This window comes from Cryobacterium sp. MDB1-18-1 (assembly GCF_004402735.1).
GTDB lineage: Bacteria > Actinomycetota > Actinomycetes > Actinomycetales > Microbacteriaceae > Cryobacterium > Cryobacterium glucosi.
This window is the reverse complement of sequence record NZ_SOFR01000048.1, coordinates 35425-59364: the sequence shown is the minus strand read 5'-3', so window position 1 is coordinate 59364 and position 23940 is coordinate 35425. Positions and strand designations below refer to the sequence as shown.

19 protein-coding genes are annotated in these 23940 nt (G+C 67.1%); 13 read left to right on the top strand and 6 right to left on the bottom strand.

All coding sequences use genetic code 11. From position 1 onward, the window contains the following. Positions 1 to 14: 14 nt before the first annotated feature. Both E3O50_RS12485 and E3O50_RS12480 read right to left on the bottom strand, forming a co-directional pair. The gene (locus E3O50_RS12485) at positions 15 to 2534 is read right to left on the bottom strand and encodes a GGDEF domain-containing phosphodiesterase (RefSeq protein WP_134558327.1); all 2520 of its coding nucleotides are present in this window, start codon (positions 2532 to 2534) and stop codon (positions 15 to 17) included. A gap of 181 nt (positions 2535 to 2715) precedes the next feature. Then, complete coding sequence (locus E3O50_RS12480; protein WP_134449134.1) at positions 2716 to 3162, bottom strand: VOC family protein; 447 nt, start codon at positions 3160 to 3162, stop codon at positions 2716 to 2718. A 313-nt stretch (positions 3163 to 3475) separates the two neighbouring features. Here E3O50_RS12480 and E3O50_RS12475 point away from each other — a divergent pair, with 313 nt between their 5' ends. The 3 genes from E3O50_RS12475 to E3O50_RS12465 all read left to right on the top strand — a co-directional run bounded on the left by E3O50_RS12475 (position 3476) and on the right by E3O50_RS12465 (position 8339). Beyond that, a complete protein-coding gene (locus E3O50_RS12475; protein ID WP_134449133.1) occupies positions 3476 to 4495 on the top strand; it encodes an ABC transporter permease in 1020 nt (339 codons plus the stop codon). An 86-nt stretch (positions 4496 to 4581) separates the two neighbouring features. Continuing rightward, positions 4582 to 5694, top strand: coding sequence for a substrate-binding domain-containing protein (locus E3O50_RS12470; protein WP_134558326.1), 1113 nt, complete (start codon positions 4582 to 4584; stop codon positions 5692 to 5694). A gap of 98 nt (positions 5695 to 5792) precedes the next feature. Continuing rightward, the gene (locus E3O50_RS12465) at positions 5793 to 8339 is read left to right on the top strand and encodes an ATP-binding cassette domain-containing protein (protein ID WP_241975244.1); all 2547 of its coding nucleotides are present in this window, start codon (positions 5793 to 5795) and stop codon (positions 8337 to 8339) included. 78 nt (positions 8340 to 8417) lie between these two features. Here the strand turns inward: E3O50_RS12465 and E3O50_RS12460 are convergent, their stop codons facing one another. Beyond that, positions 8418 to 9296: an NAD(P)-dependent oxidoreductase gene (locus E3O50_RS12460; RefSeq protein ID WP_134558325.1), complete on the bottom strand. Its 879-nt coding sequence runs from the start codon at positions 9294 to 9296 to the stop codon at positions 8418 to 8420. 296 nt (positions 9297 to 9592) lie between these two features. Between E3O50_RS12460 and E3O50_RS12455 the strand changes: the two genes are divergently transcribed. The 5 genes from E3O50_RS12455 (at position 9593) to E3O50_RS12435 (ending at position 14460) form a co-directional block, all read left to right on the top strand. Next, on the top strand, positions 9593 to 9823 hold the full coding sequence (locus E3O50_RS12455; RefSeq protein WP_134558324.1) for an SDR family oxidoreductase: 231 nt from the start codon (positions 9593 to 9595) through the stop codon (positions 9821 to 9823). Positions 9824 to 9892: 69 nt separating this feature from the next. Next, complete coding sequence (locus E3O50_RS12450) at positions 9893 to 11275, top strand: Xaa-Pro peptidase family protein (RefSeq protein ID WP_134449129.1); 1383 nt, start codon at positions 9893 to 9895, stop codon at positions 11273 to 11275. Positions 11276 to 11282: 7 nt separating this feature from the next. Continuing rightward, on the top strand, positions 11283 to 12341 hold the full coding sequence (locus tag E3O50_RS12445) for an alcohol dehydrogenase catalytic domain-containing protein (RefSeq protein WP_134558323.1): 1059 nt from the start codon (positions 11283 to 11285) through the stop codon (positions 12339 to 12341). After that, on the top strand, positions 12338 to 13396 hold the full coding sequence (locus E3O50_RS12440; protein WP_134449127.1) for a 2,3-butanediol dehydrogenase: 1059 nt from the start codon (positions 12338 to 12340) through the stop codon (positions 13394 to 13396). Before E3O50_RS12445 ends, E3O50_RS12440 begins: the two co-directional genes overlap by 4 nt. An 83-nt stretch (positions 13397 to 13479) precedes the next feature. Then, a complete protein-coding gene (locus E3O50_RS12435) occupies positions 13480 to 14460 on the top strand; it encodes a zinc-binding dehydrogenase (protein ID WP_134558322.1) in 981 nt (326 codons plus the stop codon). Between the two features lie 78 nt (positions 14461 to 14538). Here E3O50_RS12435 and E3O50_RS12430 read toward each other — a convergent pair whose 3' ends face one another. Beyond that, the gene (locus tag E3O50_RS12430; protein ID WP_241975243.1) at positions 14539 to 15624 is read right to left on the bottom strand and encodes an SDR family oxidoreductase; all 1086 of its coding nucleotides are present in this window, start codon (positions 15622 to 15624) and stop codon (positions 14539 to 14541) included. A gap of 262 nt (positions 15625 to 15886) precedes the next feature. Between E3O50_RS12430 and E3O50_RS12425 the strand changes: the two genes are divergently transcribed. From E3O50_RS12425 to E3O50_RS12415, 3 genes are all read left to right on the top strand, one after another. Then, complete coding sequence (locus E3O50_RS12425) at positions 15887 to 16534, top strand: helix-turn-helix domain-containing protein (RefSeq protein WP_134449124.1); 648 nt, start codon at positions 15887 to 15889, stop codon at positions 16532 to 16534. A gap of 177 nt (positions 16535 to 16711) precedes the next feature. Next, on the top strand, positions 16712 to 17920 hold the full coding sequence (gene eboE / locus E3O50_RS12420; protein WP_134558321.1) for a metabolite traffic protein EboE: 1209 nt from the start codon (positions 16712 to 16714) through the stop codon (positions 17918 to 17920). Then, positions 17917 to 18978 carry a 2,3-butanediol dehydrogenase gene (locus E3O50_RS12415; protein WP_134558320.1) on the top strand — a complete coding sequence of 354 codons (1062 nt, stop codon included), beginning with the start codon at positions 17917 to 17919 and terminating at the stop codon, positions 18976 to 18978. The genes eboE and E3O50_RS12415 overlap by 4 nt, the downstream gene beginning before the upstream one ends. Before the next feature lie 21 nt (positions 18979 to 18999). Here E3O50_RS12415 and E3O50_RS12410 read toward each other — a convergent pair whose 3' ends face one another. Both E3O50_RS12410 and E3O50_RS12405 read right to left on the bottom strand, forming a co-directional pair. Next, positions 19000 to 19692 carry a GntR family transcriptional regulator gene (locus E3O50_RS12410; protein WP_241975242.1) on the bottom strand — a complete coding sequence of 231 codons (693 nt, stop codon included), beginning with the start codon at positions 19690 to 19692 and terminating at the stop codon, positions 19000 to 19002. Then, the gene (locus E3O50_RS12405) at positions 19689 to 20222 is read right to left on the bottom strand and encodes a VOC family protein (protein WP_134558319.1); all 534 of its coding nucleotides are present in this window, start codon (positions 20220 to 20222) and stop codon (positions 19689 to 19691) included. The genes E3O50_RS12410 and E3O50_RS12405 overlap by 4 nt, the downstream gene beginning before the upstream one ends. 173 nt (positions 20223 to 20395) lie before the next feature. Here E3O50_RS12405 and E3O50_RS12400 point away from each other — a divergent pair, with 173 nt between their 5' ends. Together E3O50_RS12400 and E3O50_RS12395 are read left to right on the top strand one after the other, a co-directional pair. After that, positions 20396 to 22582: an alpha-ketoacid dehydrogenase subunit alpha/beta gene (locus tag E3O50_RS12400; RefSeq protein ID WP_134558318.1), complete on the top strand. Its 2187-nt coding sequence runs from the start codon at positions 20396 to 20398 to the stop codon at positions 22580 to 22582. After that, the gene (locus E3O50_RS12395) at positions 22582 to 23910 is read left to right on the top strand and encodes a 2-oxo acid dehydrogenase subunit E2 (protein ID WP_134558317.1); all 1329 of its coding nucleotides are present in this window, start codon (positions 22582 to 22584) and stop codon (positions 23908 to 23910) included. The genes E3O50_RS12400 and E3O50_RS12395 overlap by 1 nt, the downstream gene beginning before the upstream one ends. The last annotated feature ends 30 nt before the right edge of the window (positions 23911 to 23940 follow it).

Genomic DNA, 23940 nt, shown 5'->3' with positions numbered 1-23940 from the left:
GTCCTTCGGTCGTCTTAGTGGACGAGGACCGCGACCGAAATGTCCGGCTGCGGGCGCGCGAAGAGATAACCCTGACCGTAGCGGCAGCCCATATCGCGGAGGAGCTCAAGCTGTTCGCTGGTCTCGATTCCCTCGGCGACGACGTCGAGTCCGAGGGAATCGGCCAGGTGCAGGATTCCGCGTACGATCGCCTGGTCGCGGTCAGAGGAGACAAGGTTGTCGATGAAGGTCATGTCGATCTTGAGTAGATCGACCTCCAGCGAACGGAGCTGGGCGAACGAGGAATAGCCGGTTCCGAAGTCGTCGATCGCGAGGCGGACGCCGAGATCACGCAGTTCGTCGAACGTGCGGGTCGCCGAATCCATGACGTCGATAACGGCGCTCTCGGTGAGTTCTAGCCAGAGCTGGCCGGGCGCCAGCCCGGTCTCGAGGAGGGCACGGCGAACGACGGTGCCGAAGTCCGAGCGCACGAACTGCCGCGCGGAGACATTGACGCTGACGGCTTGATCAGCATCGAGCGAAGTGGCCGCAGAACACGCCTGCCGAAGCACCGCGCGGCCGATGTCCCTGATCAGCCCGGTCTCCTCGGCGATCGCGATGAAATCGCCCGGCGCGACAATGCCGATTTCCGGTCGCCGCCAGCGCGCCAGGGCCTCGGCGGCCGCGACCCGCGGGTTCTGCAGGTCGACGATCGGCTGGTACCAGGTCTCGATCTCACTGCGTCCGACAGCAGTGCGAAGCCCGATCTCCGTGTCGACCCGCCGGCGGATGCGCCCGCGCAGGTCGTCGTTGAACACCTCATACCGGGCGCGACCCTGGTCCTTCGCCAGGTACATCGCCTGGTCGGCCTGCCGGAGCAGCGTCTCGGCGTCCTCGGTACCCGTGCTGACGGCGATGCCGATGCTCGTGTCGACCATTGCGGTCTGGTCGCCGATCTCAATGGGCAGGGACACCGCGGCTTGCACCGCCTTTGCGATCCGGCGTGCCTCCGCGCCCGTGCCGATGTCGGGACAGAGCACGACGAATTCATCGCCGCCGATCCGGGCGACCGTGTCAGAGGCCCGGACCGCCGCGCGCAGCCGGACCGCGATCTGGGCGAGGACCGCGTCGCCGGCGTGGTGGCCGAGGCTGTCGTTGACGACCTTGAAGCGGTCGAGGTCGATGAAGAGCAGGCCGACTCCACGGTGCGCCCTGGCGGCGAAGAGGAGTGCCTGGTCGAGCCGGTCGAGCAGGAGCAGGCGGTTGGGCAGGTCCGTCAGGGGGTCGTGGAAGGCGAGGTGCTCCACACGCGCCTCCGCCGCTCGCACGGCCGTGACGTCGGTGACGCTCAACAGGTAGCCGGTGACGCCGGTCGTGTCGAGAATCCGGGTGGCGCTCGCCTGCACCCATTTCGCCTCACCGGTCAGGGTCTGGAACCGGAACGTCGATTCAAAGGCGGCACCGGATGCGACGGTCGTCCTCCACGCGTCGATCACCCGCTCCGCGTCGTCGGCGTGGATGTTCCGGCCCCAGCCGTCTCCCCGCGACGCCTCGACGCTCAGTCCGGTCATTCGCATCCACTGCTCGTTGGTTGTGACGACGCCGCCGCCGGCGTCGAATTGCACGATGCCGACGGGCGCGATGCGGATGAGCGCGTGCAGTCGCTCGGCGGTCCTGGCCAGTTCGCGGGTACGGTCGTGCACCGCGCTCTCCAGAGTTGCATTGGCCACGGCCAGGGCGTCGAAAGCGCCGTCCCGTTGGATGTCGAGCGCGCGGAGCCGTCCGGCCGCGATCCAGGCGACGCCGAGGACGAGCCCGATGGTGGACGAGACGAGCAGCGCGTTGCCCAATTCGGCGTCGAACCAGCCTTCTCGCTGGGCCCAGAGGCGCAGCCAACCAAGAAAGAACGGACCGAGAATGATAATGGGGAGACCGCTTCGGAGTAGCCGGCCCGCACTCCGGCGGTCGCGGACCAGGCCGACCAGCCCGATATCCGGTCGTTCGTACAGGATGGCCGCGGCGATCGCGCCCACGCAGAGAACGGTGAGCGTGGAGATGTTCAGCGGCCGGCCGGGGTCACTCACGGCCGATACTCCGTAAGCGGCGCTGAGGATCGTCAGGAGCACCAGCAACAGGGTGAGAACGGCGAAGCCGGCGGTGACGGCGGCACCCGCCACGCCACGGAGGCAGAAGGCGAGTCCGAGGAGCACGAGGGAGAGTGCGGTCCCGATCGCCATTCTTGGTGGCGAGCCACCGAGGCGGAGCCCCGGCAGGAGAACGTCGACGCCCAGGCCAACGCCCGAGACGTATTCGGCGAGGGTCAGTCCGCCGATGACGGTCGCGACGGCGCCCAGCGCTGTCGCGGCCGCCGGGCGGTCGGCGAGGGCGAGGGCGACCGCGAGAACGAGGAGCCCAACGATCGTTGTCGGCTTCATGACGTCGTGTGGCAACGCTGCGCCGGCCGACAGGTCGAGCATGTACCACCGGACCAGGGAGAAGAGGGTCACCAGGGCGACGAGGGCGGAAACGACCCGACTGTCAAGGCTGACGCGCACCACCGCTCCCCCAACTGCCGGGCATTGGTGCCGGTCGACACTTGAACAGTACTGGCTTCCGATGCGGTGCCGTGCACGCAGTCCGGTTCGCCTCCGCGAGAGCGGGTGAATCGTCGTTCTGCCGCGCTCAGAACGACGGCTCACCCGCTTTCGCGAGGAAGGGGGAGGTGTGGGGGCGGGCTCAGGCGGGCGACTCCCAGATTTCCAGCTGGATGCCGTCGGGGTCGCGCAGGTAGGCCCACTTGGAACCGATCAGGGCGCCGGAATCGAGAGTGACGGGCGGTGCGTTGAATACCGCGCCCTTCTCGACCAGGTCCCGGTATGCCGCGTCGAGGTCCGACACTTCGAGGCACACATGCGCGCTGCCGACATCACCATTGCTTCGATCGAAGTCGCGCCCCTCCGGGTTGTGGTATTCCAGGAATTCCAGGCGGGTGTTCCCGATCATGATCATCGAGAATGCCAGCGCGGCATCGTTCACCTGGACGCTGCGGGAGAGTGCCTCTCCCGAACCCTCGCTGACGGGACCAGGAGTGAGCCCGAACATTCGCGAGTACCACTCGAAGGAACGCTTCATGTCGCGCACCGTCACTCCGACGTGGTGCACTCCGAGAACCTGGAAGGCCATCTGACTCTCTCCTCTGCGTCCCGCCGCACTGCGGGTCGCTGTCGTCGTGTTGTCACTCGACTCACATTCTGCTGCGTCGGGATCGCTTTGTACAGTGTCACTACACAAGTGTGCACCGATCGCGCACGCCGGATCGCGGGGGATGGTCCTTCGCGGTGGTCGAGGACGATCCACCTTCCCCAAACCTCGGCGTTGCCGATTCTCGAATCGTTACCGGCAACTACTTGTGAACAGCTCAGGACTTTTGTAAAGTGACGCTCAACACACAGCGCGTGACATCGACGTTGCCCGGTGAGAATTGTTGGGAGAAAGCATGATCGACGCAACGGTGCGTGAACCGGCGAAGCTACTCAGTTCGCGACCTGTCGTCTCCAAGGGATTCGTCACCGTCGGCGTATCCACGGTGCTCCTCTTCGTGGTCTGCGCCCTTGTCGCGCCGACGAGCGTCTCCGGCGGGGCTGTGCTCGGGATGATCCCCTTCGCCGCCGTGCTTGCAATCGTCGGCCTCGGCCAGATGCTGGTCGTGCAGCAGGGCGGAATCGACCTCTCCATCCCCGGCGCCGTGTCGCTCGCCATCGTGATCGTCAGCCACGAGCCGGACGGTGACAACAGCAGGCTGTTGCCCGCGGTCGTTCTGGCGCTGGCCTACGCGATCGGGGCCGGCCTGCTCAATGGCTTCATGGTCGGCCGTCTCGGACTCAACTCGATCATCGCCACCCTGGGAACGAACGCACTGCTCTTCGGGGCCGTCCTGGGCATTTCCGGCGGCACGCCGCGCAGCACGACCAGCCTGCTGGCCGGAATCGCCGGCGGCCTGACCTGGGGCATCCCGAACTCAGCATTCTTCGCTCTCGCCGCGCTGGCGCTCGTGACCGTCATGGTCAAGCGCACGGTAGCCGGGCGGCGTTTCGAAGCCGTCGGGGCGAACCCGCTGACTGCCCGTGCGACGGGCCTGCGCGTGACGATCCATCAGTCGCTGGCTTTCGTGTGGGCCCAGCTGCTGTACTGCCTGGCCGGCATTCTGCTCGCCGGCATCACCAACCAGCCCACTGCCTTCCAGGGCGACGCATACCTGCTCCCGGCGGTCGCGGTCGTCGTGCTTGGCGGCACATCGTTGCTGGGTGGCCGCGGGTATCCCGTCGCCACGGTCATCGCGGCGTTGTTTCTGAGCCAGCTCGACCAGTTCGTGCTGTCACTCGGCGTGCCCTATGCGGTGCGCACCCTCGTGCAGGCGGCGGCGCTCGCCGTCGGCGTGGCACTGTACACGGTGGACTGGGCGGCATTCCGCCAGAGGTTCATCCGCAGGTCCCCCCGGATCGGCACCCCGGCATGACTGCTACACACCGGGGACAAGGTTTTCGACGGAGCGGTCGAAATAGTGCGACAGAGGCGTCGCTCTCACAATGGAGGAAATCAAACATGAAACGTCCCAAGAGTCTCGCAATGCTCGTCATGTCCCTCGCCGCAGCTTCGCTGGCGCTCGCGGGCTGCAGCGGAACGTCATCGAGCTCGGGCTCCGGCTCGACGGCGGATGCCGGAACTTCTGTGGCAGGAGCACCGTCGTGGTGTGGTCCGAAAAAGATCTCCCTCGGTCTGCTCGACGGCTTCGGCGGAAACAGCTGGCGTCTGGTGACGACGGCGGCCGGTGCCGATGAGGCCAAGCTGTGCCCGAGCGTCACAAGCTACGAATACGCGGACGGCCAGGGTGACACCCAGAAGGCCATCTCGGACATCCAGGGCATGGTCGCCAAGGGTGTCAACGCCCTCGTCGTGTTCCCGGACGCCGGCCAGGCCATGCTGCCCGCCCTGCGCAGCGCATACAAGGCCGGCGTCGTGACCGTTCCCTACCGGGTCGACCCGGGCGGCAAGGACGGCGTGGACTACGACGCCTGGATCGGCGCGGACTTCGTGACCGATGGCAAGAACTGGGGTAACTGGCTCAAGACCAACCTCCCCGACGGCGGCAACATCCTCTTCATCAGCGGGCCGAAGGGCAACAGCCAGGCCGTCGACGAGCTGACGGGCATGAAGTCGGTCATCACCGACCCGAAGTACGTCTTCATCGGCGAGACGCCCGAGGTCACCAACTGGGACCCGGCACTCACCCAGCAGGTACTCACCGCGGACATCGCGAAGTACCCGAAGATCGACGCCATCGTCTCGGACTTCGGCCCGTCGCTCGTGGGCGCCCTTCCGGCCTTCGCGAAGAGCGGGCGTTCCGTGCCGGCCATCGTCACCTCTGACGGAAACTCCCTCGGTTGCTTCTACACGGACAACAGCGCGGCCAACCCGGACTTCAAGCTGATGACGGTCGCCACCGGAAACGACAACGTGCGACTCGCCGTCGACTACGCGGTCGCGAAGGCGACCGGTGGCGTGCTCCCGACCGACACGGTCTTCAAGGCCCCGGCCTTCGAAGACTCCGTGAGCGGAAAGCCGAGCACCGTGCAGTGCAAGAAGGACCTGCCCGGCGACATCTACCTCTCGGCGAAGATGTCGCCTGAGGACCAGGCGGCCCTGCTGAAGAAGTAGGCCAACCTGTGCCGCCGTCGGGTCGGTCGCGACTGTCGCGACCGACCCGGCGGCTGGTTCGTTTCCCCACATTGCACAGACAGGAAAAGGTCACAACTGTGAACAACCACGACACCGTCGACGTGACGACGCCGGACAAGGTCGAGCCCGCCGCCCCCGCAACCCTCGTGATGTCCAACATCTCGAAGCTCTACTCCGGCGTCGCGGCCCTCTCGGACGTTTCCGTCGAGATCCTGCCCGGCGAAGTCCACGCCATCCTCGGCGAGAACGGCGCGGGCAAGTCGACGCTGATGAACGTGGCATCGGGTACGGCGCAACCCGACGGGGGCAGCATCACCTTCGAGGGCACCCCGATCGGCGTGCTGACACCGGCCATCGCCGTGCAGCTCGGAATCGCGATCGTCCACCAGCATCCCGCCGTGCTCCCGGACATGACCGTACTGGAGAATCTGCAGGTCGCCCTGCCCGCCGCGGTCCTCGCGTCCGGTACGTCGCTGGAAGCCACTGCTCAGGCGCTGCTCGCCGACGCCGGCCTGAGCGTGCACCTTCAGGATCGCGTGGAACTCCTGTCCGTTGCCCAGAAGCACCTGCTCGAGATCGCCAAGGCTCTTGCCCTCAAGCCGAAACTCCTCATCCTCGACGAACCGACAGCGCCCCTCGGCCAGGGATCCGTCGACCTGCTGTTCGAACGTGTGCGGAGGTCCGTGTCGAACGGAACGGCCGTCGTCTACATCACCCACCGCCTGGCCGAAGTCCGTGAGCTCGCCGACAAGGTGACCGTGCTTCGGGACGGCCGCGTCCGCGGCAGCGCCCGCGTCGCCGACATCACCGACGACGAACTGCTCGCGATGATCGTGGGACGCAAGCTCGAATCGACCTTCCCGCCCAAGCACATCGGCTCGCCGGACGACGAGACGAACTTCTCGATCAACGGGTTGAGCGGCTCGGGATTCGCGAACATCTCGATCAGCGCCCGCCCGGGCGAGATCATCGGCATCGCCGGGGTCGTCGGAAACGGCCAGAGCGAACTGATGCGCGCGCTCGCCGGTCTCGACTACTTCACGGGAACGGTCGCCATCGCCGGCAAGACCTTGAACTCCCGGCAACTCCTGCAGGAGGCGGCATACATGCCCGCCGATCGGCACCGCGAGGGCCTCCTGATGTCCCTCTCGGTGCGCGAGAACGCCGCCGTCTCGGCACTGGCGAAGTTCAAGCGGGGACCGCTGCTCAGCCGCAAGCGTGAGTTGGGCACGGTGGCCGAGACGCTGGGTTCGCTCGCGGTCAAGGCCGCGTCGATGGATTCCGTCGTCTCCTCCCTGTCCGGCGGCAACCAGCAGAAGGTCGTCCTGGCGCGGGCGCTGCTCTCCGAGCCGCTGCTGGTCGTGGCCGATGAGCCGACGCAGGGCGTCGACGTGGGTGCCCGGGCCGAGATCTACCGGATCCTGCGTGAGGTCTCGGCCTCCGGCATCCCCGTCGTCGTTGCCTCATCCGACGCGAAGGAGCTCGAGGGGCTGTGCGACCAGGTCATCGTGATGTCGCGGGGGCACGCGCTCGAAGTGCTCCAGGGCGCTGCGATCAGCGAAGAACGCATGATCCACGCCGCCGTCCGCTCGACGACCCGATCGGTGTCCGTCGTCGCGGATGAATCGGTCTCGAAGCACTCCGGACTCCGTCGTTTCCTGCAGGGCGACTATGCCCCCGCGGTGCTCCTGGTCGGTGTCATTGCACTGCTCGGGTCGTTCCTGTTCAGCCAGAACGCCCGCTACCTCTCCGACTTCAACATCTACTCCGTGCTCACCCTCGTCACGGCGCTCGGTTTCATCGCTCTGGGGCAGACCATCTCGCTGCTGATCGGAGGTATCGATCTGTCCGTCGGGCCCCTCGCCGGGTTCCTGGTGGTGATCGGGTCGTTCTTCATCAACGACGACAAGTCCGTGATGATGATCGTCCTCGGATTCGTGCTCATGATCGTCGTGGCGGCCGTCGTCGGGGTGGTCAACGGCTCGCTGATCAGGTTCGCCCGGTTCACTCCCATCGCCGCGACGCTGACCGTGTACATCGCGTTGCAGGGATTCAGCTTCCTGCTCAGGAGCTCCCCGGACGGGTACATCAACTCGACGGTCACCGGAATCATCGGGTGGCAGCTCGGGCCGGTGCCTGTCGCCTTCATCGTGCTCGTCGCGGCCACGCTCGTGACCGAGTTCTTCCTGAAGAAGCGACGCTGGGGCTGGAAGCTGCGCGCGACCGGATCCAACGAGGAATCGGCGCGCAGGAACGGCATCAATATCAACCGGACCGTCATCCTCGCCTATGTGGCCACCTCACTGTTCGCGTTCGTGGGTGCCGTGATGCTGATGGCGCAGATCGGGGTCGGCGACCCCGCGCAGGGCGTCGGCTACACGCTCACGAGCATCACCGCGGTCGTGCTCGGTGGCACGAGCCTGCTCGGCGGGCGGGGCACCTTCATCGGCACACTCCTCGGTTCCATCCTGCTCGTGCAGGTCCTCAATGCGACGTCGTTCCTCGGCTTGTCCCAGATGTGGCAGTACCTGTTCCAGGGGCTGCTCATCCTGGTGGCGGCGATCGTCTACTCGGTCGCACGACGCAACAACAAGCGCAGGAAGACGTCCTTCGCGCTCAGGTAGGCCGCCCGGTCACCGGTTCCGAGACGACAGAGCGCCGAGCCCGATCCGGGCCCGGCGCTCTGTCGTCTGCCTTGCGTCTCACTCTGCGGCGCTGAGCCCGCGGGTGATCTCGGCGATGGCCGACCAGTCAAGGGGCGCGAGTTCGGGATCGGCGAGAGTCCGCTCGAACATGTCGCGCAACACGGGCGCCGTCGAGAGCACGACGCCGCTCGCAGCAGCAGCCCGCTCCGCGAGGGACAGGTCCTTGAGGCCGAGCCCGACGCTGAAACCGGGCGGGCTGTATGCCTTGCGGGCGATCAGGTTTCCGTAGCCCGTGTAGACACTGCCCGTGAACGCGGCATCCGTCAGGATCTCGACGAACGTCATGCCATCGACTCCACCGTGTTCGACCAGGGTCACCGACTCGGCGAGGGCCTGGAGCGCGTGGATGAGGTTGTAGTTCACGCCGATCTTGACCAGGCTTGCCGTGCTCGGCCGCTCGCCGACGACCCAGGTGCGCTTGCCGATCGCGTCGAGGTACGGCTGCGCCCTGGCTATGGCGCTCTTCGTGCCTGCCGCGACCACATTGAGCTTCCCGGCCGCCGCGATATTGGACCGGCCGAGCACCGGAGCCGCCACGTAGTCGATCCCGGCGAGGGAGTGCAGGTCGGCCAGCCGGTCCGTCGCCTCGACGCTGAGCGTGGCGCAGTTGATGTGCAGGGTGCCGGCCGGCGCATCCGCGAGGGCCTCCGCACTGAAGACGGCTTCGGCGGCAGCGTCATTGGCGAGCATCGAGATCACGGTACCGACGCTGAGGGCGTCGGCGATGGAGACCGCCCGGGTGGCGCCGGCCGCGACGAGGGCGTCCGCCGCACCGGTCGATCGGTTCCAGACGTGCACCGAATGGCCGGACTCGATGAGCCGGCCTGCCATGGCAGAGCCCATTTCGCCGAGTCCGATAAAGCTGATGTCCGACATAGTTCACGCCTTCCAGATTGTCCTGAGGTTTCCGGATCCCGGCCAGCGGCCGGGCGCTCCGTCGCGCCGGATTGGGGCGCAACCACCCCTTTGTGCAGTTCCAGTGAACACTACCGTGAGTGCCCGGTCTGCTCAACGTGATTCCCTCCCGATGGCAGTGTTCGCTTGACAAGCCCGACGCCGCTGAGTTGAATGTCAACCAACACCTTGTGCAGTGAGACTGTACAAAATAGTATTGCTGCGATACCCCGGCCCCGACCGGACACCAGACTTCGTACTGCAAAGGAGCAGAACACGTGGGCATTCGACTCGCCGAAAAGACCGTCGTCGTCACAGGCAGCGCATCCGAGCTCGCCGAAATGGGGGCCGGCGACTCCCGCTTCGACTCGATGGCCGGCGACATCCTGATGGGCCGGCCTGCCGCGCCCGAAGACATCGTGCCCACAGCGGTGTTCCTGGCAGCGAGCGATTCCGACTGCATCACCGGTCAGGTCATCCCCGTCGAGGGCGGCATGATCCTCGTCTGATCCGGCAGCCCGCCCTCCGGCACTCTGCACGACACTCTGCACGACACTCAGCAAAGGAATGACACGACCGTGACCACAGCCACTTTCGGAACCAACGCCGTCGACTGGGAGGAGCGCATCCAGTTCGATCGCCTGCGCACGGACAGGCTCGCCAAGCTCCGGCGCGAGTTGTCCGGCTCGGACCTCGGGGCCGTGCTCGCCTTCGACTTCTCCAACATCCGCTACATGTCGTCGACCCACATCGGAACCTGGGCCATGGACAAGCTCATCCGCTTCTCGCTGCTCACCCGGCACAGCGACCCGATCGTCTGGGACTTCGGGTCCGCGGCCAAGCACCACCAGCTCTACAACCCCTGGCTGCAGACCACGACGGCCGAAGCGGATGCCGACCCGCACGCTCCGCACCACGGCGCGGTCCGGCCGCGGGCCGAGAACGGTGCCCGCGCCGGAATCTCGACCCTCCGCGGAGCCTTCCACCCCGACGCGGGGATCGCCGAGGGCGTCGCCAAGAAGATCAAGCGCGAACTGGAGAAGTTCGGCCTGCAGAACGAGCCACTCGGCGTCGACGTGATCGAGCTGCCCATCCTGATGGCCCTGCAGAAGGAGGGGATCCGCGTCGTCGACGGCCAGCAGGTGTTCCTCAACGCCCGGGCGGTCAAGACCGGTGACGAGATCGCGCTGCTCACGCAGGCCGCGTCGATGGTGGATGCCGCGTACGAATCCCTGTATGAATTCCTGCGGCCGGGCGTGCGTGAGAACGAGGCCGTCGGGCTGGTTTCCAAGGTGCTCTACGACCTGGGGTCTGAGTACGTCGAGGGAGTGAACGCCATCTCGGGGGAGCGTTGCTCACCGCACCCGCACGTCTTCTCCGACCGGTTGATCCGGCCGGGCGACCCCGCCTTCTTCGACATCCTGCACAGCTACCAGGGCTACCGCACCTGCTACTACCGCACCTTCGCGGTCGGGTCGGCGAGCCGGGCGCAGCACGACGCCTACAAGATCGCCCGCCAGTACATGGACAGGGCTATCGCGCTCGTGCGCCCGGGGGCCACCACCGCCGACATCGTCAAGGTCTGGCCGACGGCCCAGGAATTCGGCTTCCCCGACGAGGAAGCCGCCTTCGCCCTGCAGTACGGCCACGGCGTCGGCCTGTCCATCTGGGAGAAGCCGATCTTCTCCCGGCTCGTGTCCCTCGACCACCCGGAGGTGCTCGTGGAGGGCATGGTCTTCGCCCTCGAGACCTACTGGCCGTCCGCCGACGGCATCGGGGCGGCCCGCATCGAAGAAGAAGTCGTCGTCACCGCCACGGGGTGCCAGGTGATCACCAAGTTCCCGGCAGAGGACCTGCTCGTTGCCGGCCAGCGCTACTACAGCGTCGGGGGGCCGTTGTCCCTGGTGCGCGACTCCCAGTCGCACCTCAACACCGCCGCCGGTCGCGGCGAAGCCGAGTAGGGCGCCGATGCGCGCCGCGGTCTACCACGCTGATCACGATGTCCGCCTCGAGGAGGTGCCCGCGCCCGTCCGGGCTCCGGGCGAAGCGCTGCTCGAGGTGCTGCGCAGCGGCATGTGCGGAACGGACGCCACCGAGTGGAAGGCCGGCCCGCTCACCTTCCCGGTGCAGCACCGCCACCCCGTCACCGGCCAGACCGGCCCGATGATTCCCGGCCACGAATTCGTCGGGAAGGTCCTCGAGGTCGACGAGTCGAGCCACTTTTCCGTCGGCGACATCGTCGCGAGCGGTGCGGGTGTGTCCTGCGGCGTCTGCGACCGGTGTGCGGAAGGTCGCACGAATCTCTGCGACCGGTACTACACACTGGGGCTCAACACCGACGGCGGTATGGCCGAGTTCGTCTCCTGCCCGGAGAGCACCCTCGTCCTCGTTCCCGAGGGACTCCCGATCGACCTCGCTGGCCTCGCCCAGCCGCTCGCCGTCGGCCTGCACGCCGCCCGTCGGTCCGGGGTGCGTGACGGTGACCGCGTGGTCCTGATCGGGGCGGGGGCGATCGGCTCCTTCGTGCTCGCCGGGCTGAAATCGCTCGTGTCCGCCGACGTGACCGTGATCGACTTCCCGGGGGCGCGGCTCGAGCGAGCCCGTCGCCTCGGCGCGACACGGGTCGTCGAGGCAGGTGCGGATGCCGCCGCCCGCGTCGCCGAGGCCATCGGGCCGTTCGGCGCCGACGTCGTGATCGAGGCCAGCGGGGCGCCCGGACAACTGAACAATGCCCTCGCGATGGTGCGCAAGGGCGGAACCATCCTCCAGGTCGGGCTGCCGTCCGCCGAGCAGCTGGTCGACATCCATTCGCTCGTCATGCGTGAGATCACCGTGCGGACGACGCTTGCGCACGTGTGCGGCACCGACCTCGCCCCCGCTCTGGGTATTCTGGCGACGACCAATCTGGGCACCGAACTTCTCGACTCCGTCCGACCTCTTGACGACCTCGCCGAACAGCTCGAGCGACTCGCGACGGGCCGGCTCGAGGGCAAGGTACTCTTCGATCCACGACAAGGGGCAGCATGAAGGCAGCAGTTTTCCACGGCGCGCACGACATCCGCATCGAAGACGTGGACGGACCGCCACCCCTCGGCAGCCTCGACGTGCTGCTGCGGCCGTACTGGTGCGGCATCTGCGGCACAGATCTCCACGAGTACGCCATGGGGCCGATCGTCATTCCCTCGCACCCGCATCCGCTCACCGGGGCCACCGCCCCGCAGATCCTCGGGCACGAGTTCTCGGCGGAAGTGCTCGAGGTGGGTTCCGGCGTGCGGTCGGTGCGCGTCGGCCAGCGGGTGTCCGTGATGCCGTTGCTGTACTGCGGCAGCTGCTACTACTGCCGCCGCGGCCTGAACCACCTGTGCCAGTCGATGGCCTGCGTCGGCCTGAGCTTCGCCTCCGGAGGAATCTCGGAACTCGCGGTCGTGCCGGCCAGTCACGTGAGCGTGCTGCCCGATTCCGTCTCCGACCTCCAGGGCGCCCTCGTCGAGCCGGGAGCCGTGGCCGCCTACGGAGTCGACACGGCGCAGGTCCGGCCGGGGGACACCGTGCTCATCACCGGCGCCGGTCCGATCGGCGCACTCGCCTCGCTCTACGCCTCGGCGCTCGGTGCCCGCGTGTTCATCTCCGAGGTCAATCCGACCCGCGTCGCGCTCGCGAGGAGCCTGGACGTGGGCGAGGTGATCGATCCGTCCAAGATCGACGTCGCCGCCTGGGTCAAGGACCAGACCGAGGGAATCGGCGTCGACGCGGTGATCGAGTGCTCGGGCAACGAACGGGCCCTCCAGACGGCCATCGCCTCGGTGCGCTCGGCCGGGCGCATCTCGCAGACCGGCCTGCACACCAGGCAGGCGGCCATCGACCCCATGGTCCTCTCCGAACACGACATCACCCTCGCAGGCACCTGGTGCTATCCCGTCACGGACTGGCCGCGCATCATCGACCTGATCGCCCGCGGCCGGTACCCGGTCGAGAAGGTCGTGAGCGCCCAGATCAGCATGGCGGATGTCGTCGAGAAGGGCTTCGAAACCCTGCTCTCGCCGACCGGCGACCAGGTCAAGGTCCTCGTCAACGCACGCTGACGTCGATTCACACGGCTGACCTCGATCCACACTGACGCGCACCCCTCGCGCACCCTCTCCGTCCCCACGATTGGAATCCCGTTATGAAAGCGCTGCGCTTCGCGGAACAGAATGTTCCCCGGATTGACGAGCTGCCCATCCCCGCGATCGGAGCCGACGAAGTGCTCGTCGCCGCGCGATCCGTCGGGGTCTGCCACTCCGACATCGACCTGCTCGAGGGTCGGTACATCATCCCGTTCGAGTACCCGATCATTCCCGGACACGAATGGTCCGGTGAGGTGGTCGCGGTGGGAAACCGGGTGCAGGACTTCGCGGCCGGCGATCGGGTCGTCGGCGAGTGTGTCATCGGGGAGGACCACTTCGGGTTCTCGATCAGCGGTGCGGCCGCGGAGTTCTTCGTGGCCAGGCCCGAATGGCTGCACAAGCTTCCCGCGAGCGTGTCGTACACGAACGGCGCTCTTGTCGAGCCGTTCAGCGTCGCGTACTACGCGCTGATGCGGGTCGGGAACGTCAACGCGAGCGACACCCTCGTCGTGCTCGGTGCCGGACCGATCGGACTCGCCGTCACCGCGGCCGCCTCGGCCCTCGGCGCCGTGACGATCGTCGTAGAGCCTTCGCCAGAACGACGCGATGCCGCGCTGCGACTCGGCGCCCGCCACGCCGTGCACCCCGACGATATCGTCGAGTTCCTGAACGAGCAGACGGACGGGCGCGGAGCGGATGTCGTCGTCGAGGCGAGCGGCCGGCCGGCCGTCATGGCCCAGGCGCTCGAACTCGCCGCCTTCCGGGGCCGGGTCGCCTACATCGGCATCGACGTCGGGCGCGAGGCGCCGGCGAAGCTCGGGCTCATCCAGTCCAAGGAGCTCAAGATCACCGGTTCGGTCGGCTCGCCCGGAGTGTGGCCGGAAACCCTGCGCTTCCTCGCTCACACCGGAATCGACCTGAGCCCGCTCGTCACCCAGAGGTTCGGGGCCGCCGACGCACTGGGCGCCCTGGAGGCCGCGCACCACCCGGCGACCACGATCAAGGCGCACATCGAATTCGACGCCGTGCTGCCCGCATAGCGAACAGATCTGAACGACGGATGTCCCGGACGAGCGCTGCTTGTCCGGGACATCCGTCTTTGGGGTGGGGGAAACGGCCTAGGGGATGATCTTCGCCGCGCGGTACCGCTCCACCTTGTCGAGGAAGCTGTCCGGCGTGGACCGGAAGCCCAGGAACCCGGCTTGGCGGCTCTTGTTCATGTCGGTGAAGCACTCGATGTTGCGGCCGAGGTCGCTGTCGGTGTGCCACCAGGAAGCGAGGCGGGTGACGTCCGTTTCGACGAGTCCTTCCCGTTCGGCGATGGCGCTCCAGACCTCGTCCTTGCCGGCCATCTGCGCGGTCAACGGGCGGGGTTCGCCCTCGAAACCGGCCCAGGGAACATCGAAGATCGCGGCGACCCGCGGCCAGAGCCAGCGCCAGCGGAAGACGTCGCCGTTGGCGATGTTGAACGCTTCGTTGGCACCCTCCGGGTGCGTGCCCGCCCAGATGATCTGCTCGGCGAGCAGGTCGACGTCGGTGACGTCTGTGACGCCGTTCCACTGGGTGGCTGAGCCGGGAAAGGTGAACGTCAGCCCGAGTTCCTTGCAGATCGCGGCGTAGACGGAGAGGGTGAGCACCATGTTCATCGCGTTGTCCGTTGCGAACCCGAAGACGGTGTGTGCGCGGTGCACGCTCCAGGTGAAGCCGTTCCGGGCGGCGGACCCGAACAGCTCGTCCTCCTGCGCGTAGTAGAAGTTCGGCTGCGGCAGCCGTGGCTCGTCCTCGTGGAACGGGGTCTCCGCGGTGACGCCGGTCGCATAGTTGTCGAACGGGCCGAGGTAGTGCTTGAGCCCGGTCATCAGGGCCACGTGCCTGACCGACTTCTCGCCTTCGAGCGCCGCGAGCACGTTGCGCACGAGGGCGCTGTTGACCTCGATGTTCTCGGTCTCGGTATCCCGCTTCACCCACGCCGTGATCACGACGAGTTCCGGTCGGGTGCCCGTGAGCGCGGCGGCGAGGGACTCGGGGTCCAGGAGGTCTGCCGTCACGGCGGTGATGCCGGGCGTCTCGGAGTGGCCTCGCCTCGAGAGGCCGGTCACGTCCCAGCCCGCGTCGACCAACTGCTTCACGACCGTCTGGCCCGTGATGCCCGTCGCTCCGACGATGAGCGCGCGCCGCCGGGGAACTGTTGAGGGGGATGTCACAAGTCGATCCTTTCCTGATGGACGGGACTTCCTTGTCGCCGTCCTGAGGTGTTCAATGATACTTAACATTGGAATTCCCGGCAAGCCGCGCCGGAACCGCCAGAACCGCCGATTTGGCCCTAGTGGCGGGGTATTCGGGGCTCTTCCTGTGTATATTTGTCCGTACTCACCTTTTTTCCGGAGCGTGGGGTGTATAGCCGGGCTTCAATGATGATGCGAGGCAGGTCCTCGTCGTCGTCATGCTGATGTGTGACAGAGGAACATGATGGACAATTTAGGGTCTCGGCTGAAAGACATCAGGCTCAAGGCCGGCCTGACGTTGCGCGAGCTGGCCAGACAGGTCGACGTTTCGCCCTCCTTCGTCTCCCAGATCGAGAACGGCAAGTCACAGCCGTCCGTCGCGACCCTGTATGCCTTCGCCCAGTTGCTGAACGTGTCCGTCGACGACCTCTTCGAGAGTAAACCGGCCCTCGACCCTGGAGTTCCGGCAGTCCACCCCGAAGAAGTCCTGAATCGGGGCGACGTGACGAATCCCTCGGAGGCGTGGCATCCGTCCGAGTATGCGAACCGGGTCTCCGTGGTGCATCCCTCTCATCGGTCGCGGCTCAACATGGCCGCAGGGGTCAACTGGGAACGTCTTGCCGCCACGCCGGAGCGCGACGTCAACTTCATGAAGATCGTCTACGCGCCGGGAGCCACGTCGACGGACGAGGGCGACACCGTCTCCCACGCCGGCTACGAGTACGGCTATGTCATCGCGGGTGAGTTGCAGGTGACGATCGGCGACGAGGCATTCACGCTGCATGCGGGCGAGTCGCTCGGCTTCGATTCCTCGATCCCGCACAGCCTGAAGAACACCGGAAGCATCGACGTCCAGGGAATCTGGTTCGTTCACGGCGCGCACGCTTAGCCGATCCATTCCGTAAGGCACGCGTCAGGCGTTCGGTTGACAGCGATGCTGGAGCCGTCGTAGCCTGTGTGTTAAGGAATACTTAACGGGTGTTCACTCTCGTCTTAGACGACGACACCCTTCCTTGATATCACGACGATGTGAGCCGGATGACCGGCGGAAAAGGACCAGACCTCCATGGATCTCGGACGCGGCCTCGGCCACCTGTCATATTCCACCCTCGTGCACGCGGGCGACACGTGGGCGGAGATGAAGGAGAGCCTGCACACCTTCGTCCCCGACGTCAAAGCCCGGGTCTCGCCCGATCAGCGCTTCGGCGTCTCACTGCGCATCTCGGCCGACTCGGCGAAGACCCTCGCAGCAAGCCCTGGAGAACGGGCAGAGCTCCGGACATTCCTCGACGACAACGACCTGTACGTCTACACGGTGAACGCGTTCCCGTATGGGCCGTTCAAGGGCGATCTGGTGATGGAACGGGTCTATGAACCGGACTGGTCGACCGACGACAGGGTCGCATATACGAACTCGGTCGCGGACATCCTCGCGGAGATCGCTCCGGCGGACGTGAGCCCCAGCATCCAGACGGCCCCACTCGCGTTCGCTCCGAATGTCACGGACGACGACTACGTCGCCCGGTTCACCACCAACCTGTTCCTGGTCGTCGCCCACCTCGTCGAGCTCGAGGCGCGCACGGGTCGGCGGGTCAAGCTCGCCCTCGAGCCGGAGCCCGCGTGCTTCCTGGAGACCACGGCGGAGACCGTCGCGTTCTTCACCGAGCGGGTCTACTCGCCGCAGGGCATCGCCGAGCTCGCCCGGCTCGCCGTGCTGCCCCTGTCGGAGGCCGAAGGTGCGATGCGCCGATACCTCGGCATCGTCTTCGACATCGGCCACCAGTCCGTCGGATTCGAGGATATTCCGGCATCGCTCCGCAGCCTGGTCGACGCCGGGATCCCGATCTTCAAGCTCCAGGAGGCGGCGGCGCTCTGGGTCAGGGACCTCACTCCTGCACTCGTCCCCCAGCTGCGCGTCTTCACCGACACGATCTACCTGAGCCAGACGACGATGCGCCAGGACGGTGCGGTCACGAAGTTCCTCACCCTCGGCGACGCGCTCGACGCGTTCGAGGAGCACCCGGTGCCCACCGAGATCCGCACCCACTTCCACGTTCCGGTCTTCCTCGAGGAACTCGGCCCGTTCGTCACGACGCGGTTCGCCGTGCAGCAGGCGCTGCAGATGCACCGTGAGACACCGCTCTCCGACCACCTGGAAATCGAGACGTATACCTGGGACGTGCTCCCGGCGCACCTCAAGACCGGCGACATCACCGACTACGTGACCCGCGAACTCGAGTTCGTCCGCGCCGAGCTGCTGGACCCCCGTCCATGAGGGCTGCCGTCTTCCACGGAGCCGGCGACATCCGCGTCGAGGAGGTCACGGCTCCCGAGTCGCCCCGCGCAGGCGAAATCCTGGTCAGGCCGTTGTGGTGCGGCATCTGCGGCACCGACCTGCACGAATACGCCCAGGGCCCGATCGTGATTCCGCGGGAACCGCATCCGCTCACCGGGGCGTGCGGCTCGCAGATTCTGGGCCACGAATTCTCGGCCGAAGTGGTCGAGGTCGGCGAGGGGGTGACCGCGGTGCGGCCGGGCGAGCGGGTGTCGGTGATGCCGCTGCTGTCCTGCGGGCACTGCTACTTCTGCCGCAGGGGACTGAACCACCTCTGCCGCACGATGGCCGCCGTCGGGCTCAGCTACCAGTGGGGCGGCATCGCCGACCTCGCCATCGTGCCCGCAGCGAACGTCACAGTGCTCCCCGACGGCGTGTCCGACCTGCAGGGCGCCGTCGTCGAACCGGGCGCTGTCGCGGCGTACGGGGTGGACACCGCCCGTGTGCGCCCCGGCGACAACGTTCTGATCACCGGGGCCGGTCCGATCGGCGCCCTCGCGTCGCTCTACGCAGCCTCGCTCGGGGCGAACGTCTTCGTCTCGGAGGTCAATCCGGTGCGCGCGGCGCTCGTGCGCAGCTTCGACGTCGGAGTGGTGCTCGACCCGACCGCCGTCGACGTGCCGGGCTGGCTTCGCGACCGGACAGACGGTATCGGTGTCGACGCGGTGATCGAATGCTCGGGGAACGAGCGGGCGCTGCAGGCGGCGATCGCCTCGGTGCGTTCTGCCGGGAGGATCTCCCAGACCGGGCTGCACACGAAGGCTGCGGCCATCGACCCGATGGTCATCTCCGAGCACGACATCACGATCTCGGGCACCTGGTGCTTCCCGGTCACCGACTGGCCGCGCATCATCGACCTGATCGACAGGGGTCGGTACCCGGTGGAGAAGGTCGTGACAGCCCAGATCGCGATGAAGGATGTCGTGGCCCAGGGCTTCGACACGCTGCTGTCACCGACCGGCGACCAGGTCAAGGTGCTCGTGCGCGCCGGCTCGTGATGCCGCGCCCCGAGTGGCCGCCTACTGGGCGAAGAGCGCCGGATGCGTGGACAGCTCGAGCCTGGTGCGGCGGATGTGGCCGGCCAGCATCCGCTCGGCCTCGTCGCCGTCGCCGCGCCTCAGCGCCCCGACGAGCAACTGGTGTTCGTAGTGGACGGCGCGGTTGACATCGGGCCCGATCAGGGTCGTGAAAGCGCGTCGATAGTGCTGGGTCGAGTTCCATAACCGGTGGATGGTCTCGCCCAGGATGGACGTCACGGCGCCGGAGTAGGAGAGCAGGTGGAACTCGCGGTCGAGGCGCAGGAACGTTTCGACGTCCGTGCCGGCCTGCATTTCATCGGCGAGTTCCTGCAGGCGGCCGAGGGTCTCCGGCGACAGATTGGGCAGGCTGTAGCGCAGCAGCAGGGGTTCGATGCGCTCGCGGATCTGGTACATCTCCTCGCACTCCGCGAGGCTCAGGTGGGAGACCCAGGCGCCGGTGTTCGCGACGAGGGTGACGAGGCCATCGGATTCCAGGATGCGCAGCGCCTCGCGAACGGGGAGCCGGCTCGCGCCGAACTGTTCGGCGACGTCCTCCTGGCGGATCCGGGTACCGGGGGCGTATGCGCCGGACAGGATCTCGTCCCGCAATCGCGTGGCGATACGGCTGCCGGCGCTGCCGTCGCGGCTGGGGGCGCTGGCCATGGGGTCCGTCCGGTCGGTGGTGTCGGTCATTCGGCGGGGTGGGCCGGATGCCACAGTTTAGTGGCAGCATCCTTTTCGTAGGCCTTGCCGTCCGGGTAGCTCACGAGCTCGAACTGCATGCCCCAGGGGCTGCGGAAGTAGACCCAGCGCTGGCCGGTGCTCCAGCTGGAGCTCGACGTCGGTGCGCCCATGATCTCCACACCGTGCTCCCGCAGGTGCTCGAGGGCGGCATCGAAGTCGTCCACGTAGAACGCCAGGTGATGCCCGCCGATGTCGCTGTTCCTCGGTTCGGGAGCTGCGGCATCCGCCGGTTCGTACTGGAAGACCTCGAAATTCGGCCCGTGACCGCACCGGAAGAAGCGGAGTTCGCGCATCACCGTGCGCGGGTGCACGCCGAGGTGCTCGAGCATCCACTCGTCGTCGGGGTGGGCGAACGGCCCGAGCGCGTAGACGAGCTCGCAGCCGATCACGTCGACCAGGAACCGCTCTGCCTCGGCGAGGTCGGGGACCGTGAAACCAATGTGTTCCGTGCCGCGCAGACCCGGGATGCCGTGGACCATCGAGAACTCCTTCGTTCGTCGTTGATTTCTCTCATTGTATCCAAAGACCCGAAATGCGTGCATCCTGATCGGAGATATTGCGAACAATCCTTGGCATTGGATTCAATCAACGATACAGTGTTGGTCACATGTAGTCGATCCCCGCGATCGACACGACCAATGGAGACCGGCACATGCCTGAACGACGACGTTTGGATCCCCTGGCCCCGTGGATCGAACTCAGCACCACGGCGCAGGACTGGGCGAGTGCGGACCCGGCACTCCTGGCCACAATGCTCGGCCAGCTGCATCTCATCCGTGCCTTCGAAGAAACCGTGCTCGAACTCGCCGGCGAGGGCCTCGTGCACGGGCCAGCGCACTCCAGCATCGGCCAGGAGGGCGGGGCGGTCGGCTCGATCGTCGGCCTCGGGTCGACGGATGCGATCAACGGCTCGCACCGAGGGCACCACCAGTTCCTCGCCAAGGCGATCAACCATGTCTCCGGCGGCGCCCTCGACCCCGCGGCGCTCGTGACCGCGGACATTCAGACCGTGCTGCAGCGCACCCTCGCCGAGATTCTCGGGCTCGCCCAGGGCTACTGCCGGGGCCGCGGCGGCTCGATGCACCTGCAGTGGTTCGAGGCCGGCGCGCTCGGCACCAACGCGATCGTCGGCGGCGGGGTTCCGCTCGCGGCCGGCAACGCCTGGGCCCAGAAGCACGCGGGAACGACGGATGTCACGGTGAGCTACTTCGGGGACGGCGCGACCAACATCGGCTCGGTCCTTGAAACGATGAACCTCGCTTCGGCGTGGAAGCTGCCGCTTGCCTTCTTCATCGAGAACAACCTCTACGCTGTGTCGACCACGGTGGCCGAGTCGACCGGTGAGCCTCGGCTCTCGGCCCGCGCGCTTGGGTTCGGCATTCCCAGCTGGCGCGTCGACGGTATGGACCCGCTCGCCGTGCACCTGGCGACGAAGGAGGCCGAGCAGGTGATGCGGTCCGGCCAGGGACCCGCTGTCGTCGAGGTCGAGGTCTACCGCTTCTTCCACCAGAACGGACCGTATCCGGGCAGCGCCTTCGGCTACCGGACCAAGGAGGAAGAGGCGGCCTGGCGGGCCCGTGACCCGCTGGACCGGGTCGCCCGCGAAATGATCGCGCTCGGCCAGATCGACACGGCCGGCATCGCCGCGGTGCGCGAGCAGGCCCAGTCCGCGATGCGGGATGCAGTGGCCCAGCTGCTCGAGGCCGACCCGGAGTCGGCGGGGAAGCGCCGGATCCGGCCGGAGCTCTGGCCCGACGTCGACTTCGTCAACGTCGGGGTGCGGGGCGACGCGAGCGAACTGACCGGACTGCGCACGCTCGAGCCGACCGAATACCGGGGCGAGCTCGAAACGAAGAAGTTCGTCGACGCCGTCGCCGGCGTGATGGACCGCCGCATGGCAGAGGACGCACGGATCGTCGTGCTCGGCGAAGACGTGCACCGCCTCAACGGCGGCACGAACGGCGCCACCAAGGGGCTTGCGAAGAAGTTCGAGGGCCGTGTGCTCGGCACGCCGATCAGCGAGAACGCGTTCGCCGGCCTCGGCGGCGGGATGGCGCTCGACGGGCGCTACCGCCCGGTCGTTGAATTCATGTATCCGGACTTCATGTGGGTGGCCGCCGACCAGGTCTTCAACCAGATCGGCAAGGCGCGGCACATGTTCGGCGGCGAGAATCCGGTGCCCCTCGTGCTGCGCACGAAGGTCGCGATGGGAAGCGGCTACGGCTCGCAGCACCTGATGGACCCCGCGGGCATCTTCGCGACGAGCCCCGGCTGGCGGATCGTCGCACCGTCATCGGCGGCTGACTACATCGGCCTGATGAACACCGCTTTGGCCCTGCAGGACCCGGTGCTCGTCATCGAGCATGTCGACCTCTATGCCGACAGCGGTGACGTGCCCGCCGGCGACCTCGACTACTTCATCCCGCTGGGGAAGGCGGCCCTGCGCCGTGAAGGCACCGACGTCACCGTGATCAGCTACCTGTCCATGGTCAAGCACTCCATCGAGGCCGTCGAACTGACCGGCATGAGCGCCGACGTCGTCGACTTGCGCTGGCTCGACCGGGCCTCGATCGACTGGGAGACCATCGGCACGAGCATCCGCAAGACCAACAGCGTGCTCATCGTCGAACAGGGGGCCCGCGGCACGTCGTATGGTGCCTGGCTGTCCGATGAGATCCAACGCCGGTTCTTCGACTACCTCGACCAGCCGGTCGAACGCGTGACCGGCGGCGAGGCAAGCCCGAGCATCTCACGCGTGCTCGAGCGGGCGGCCATTGCGCACACCGAGGACGTCGTCGCCGGCCTCGAGATCATCAAGCTCGGTCTGGGAACCCGCTGATGGCAACGCTCGTGCGCATGCCGGAGGTGCTCGCCAATGCCGCAGAAGCCGCCATCCAGACCTGGCTGGTGAAGGTGGGCGACACTGTGGCGATCGGCCAGCCGCTCGCCGAGATCGAAACGGAGAAGGCGGTCGTCGAGTACCGCGCCGAGACGGAAGGTGTGCTCGCGCGCGTCATCGTCCCCGAGGGCGTGCCCGTCGAAGTGGGCGTGCCGATCGGCGTGATCGCCGCCGTCGGTGAGGCGGAGTCGGACATCGATGCCTTCCTCGCCGGGGACGTCCCGGAGCAGGCAGGGCCGGCGACCCCGGTGACGGCGGCCGCGGAGGCGGCGACGCCGGTCGGAGTGGTCCCGGCCGAATCGGCCCCGGACGGGGCGCAGGTACCGCTCGCCGCAGCCAGCGGCCAGCGTCAATTCGCCAGTCCGCTCGTGCGCCGCATCGCCAGGGAACGCGCGCTCGACCTATCCCGCGTCGTCGGCAGTGGCCCGAACGGGCGGATCGTGCGCCGGGACCTCGACACCCTCAAGCCCGCGCCCGTGTCTGCAGCCGAGTCCCGGCCCGAGCCCGTCATGCCTGTGGCGTCTCCTGCGGTGTCCGTTCCAGCGGCACTCTCGGCCCGCACCACCGGCACATCCGTGGTCGACGCCTCCGGATTCACCGATGTTCCCCACACGGGGATGCGACGGGCGATCGCGCGCCGCCTGACCGAGAGCAAGTCGACGGTTCCACACTTCTACATCACGGCGGACTGCCGCGTCGAGCGCCTCCTCGCCCTCCGCGGCGAGATCAACGCGACGTCGCCGCGGAAGATCTCGGTCAACGACTTTGTGGTCAAGGCCGTCGCGGTAGCGCTTGTCCGGGTGCCCGCCGCGAACGTGATCTGGACCGAGACCGCTACGAGACGATTCGAGCACGTCGATCTCTCGGTGGCGGTGTCCACCGAAACGGGACTGCTCACTCCGGTCCTGCGTGGCGTCGAAGGCCTCACGCTGACGAGCATCAGCGAGAGGGTCGCCGACCTCGCCGGACGGGCGCGGAAGGGGAAGCTGAGGCAAGAGGAACTCGAGGGCGGCAGCTTTGCCGTCTCGAATCTCGGCATGTTCGGGGTCGACCAGTTCTCGGCCATCCTGAACCCGCCCCAGTCCGGCATTCTCGCCGTCGGCACCGCGAAACAACGGCCGGTCGTCGACGCGGGACAGCTCTCGGTCGGCACCGTGATGACCGTCACCCTCTCGGCCGATCACCGTGTGGTCGACGGTGCGGTGGCCGCCGAATGGATGGCGCAGTTCGTGGCCTGTATCGAGAATCCACTCTCTATAATCATTTGAAGTCGGCGGGCTCTGATGACCGTTGACTTC

What these genes read in the sequence shown, in the direction of transcription:
- E3O50_RS12480 (WP_134449134.1), bottom strand. Translation starts at nt 3,162, where the DNA reads ATGGCCTTCCAGGTTCTCGGAGTGCACCACGTCGGAGTGACGGTGCGC.
- E3O50_RS12475 (WP_134449133.1), top strand. Translation starts at nt 3,476, where the DNA reads ATGATCGACGCAACGGTGCGTGAACCGGCGAAGCTACTCAGTTCGCGA.
- E3O50_RS12395 (WP_134558317.1), top strand. Translation starts at nt 22,582, where the DNA reads ATGGCAACGCTCGTGCGCATGCCGGAGGTGCTCGCCAATGCCGCAGAA.
- E3O50_RS12460 (WP_134558325.1), bottom strand. Translation starts at nt 9,296, where the DNA reads ATGTCGGACATCAGCTTTATCGGACTCGGCGAAATGGGCTCTGCCATG.
- eboE (WP_134558321.1), top strand. Translation starts at nt 16,712, where the DNA reads ATGGATCTCGGACGCGGCCTCGGCCACCTGTCATATTCCACCCTCGTG.
- E3O50_RS12470 (WP_134558326.1), top strand. Translation starts at nt 4,582, where the DNA reads ATGAAACGTCCCAAGAGTCTCGCAATGCTCGTCATGTCCCTCGCCGCA.
- E3O50_RS12440 (WP_134449127.1), top strand. Translation starts at nt 12,338, where the DNA reads ATGAAGGCAGCAGTTTTCCACGGCGCGCACGACATCCGCATCGAAGAC.
- E3O50_RS12415 (WP_134558320.1), top strand. Translation starts at nt 17,917, where the DNA reads ATGAGGGCTGCCGTCTTCCACGGAGCCGGCGACATCCGCGTCGAGGAG.
- E3O50_RS12400 (WP_134558318.1), top strand. Translation starts at nt 20,396, where the DNA reads ATGCCTGAACGACGACGTTTGGATCCCCTGGCCCCGTGGATCGAACTC.
- E3O50_RS12425 (WP_134449124.1), top strand. Translation starts at nt 15,887, where the DNA reads ATGATGGACAATTTAGGGTCTCGGCTGAAAGACATCAGGCTCAAGGCC.
- E3O50_RS12445 (WP_134558323.1), top strand. Translation starts at nt 11,283, where the DNA reads ATGCGCGCCGCGGTCTACCACGCTGATCACGATGTCCGCCTCGAGGAG.
- E3O50_RS12435 (WP_134558322.1), top strand. Translation starts at nt 13,480, where the DNA reads ATGAAAGCGCTGCGCTTCGCGGAACAGAATGTTCCCCGGATTGACGAG.
- E3O50_RS12405 (WP_134558319.1), bottom strand. Translation starts at nt 20,222, where the DNA reads ATGGTCCACGGCATCCCGGGTCTGCGCGGCACGGAACACATTGGTTTC.
- E3O50_RS12410 (WP_241975242.1), bottom strand. Translation starts at nt 19,692, where the DNA reads ATGACCGACACCACCGACCGGACGGACCCCATGGCCAGCGCCCCCAGC.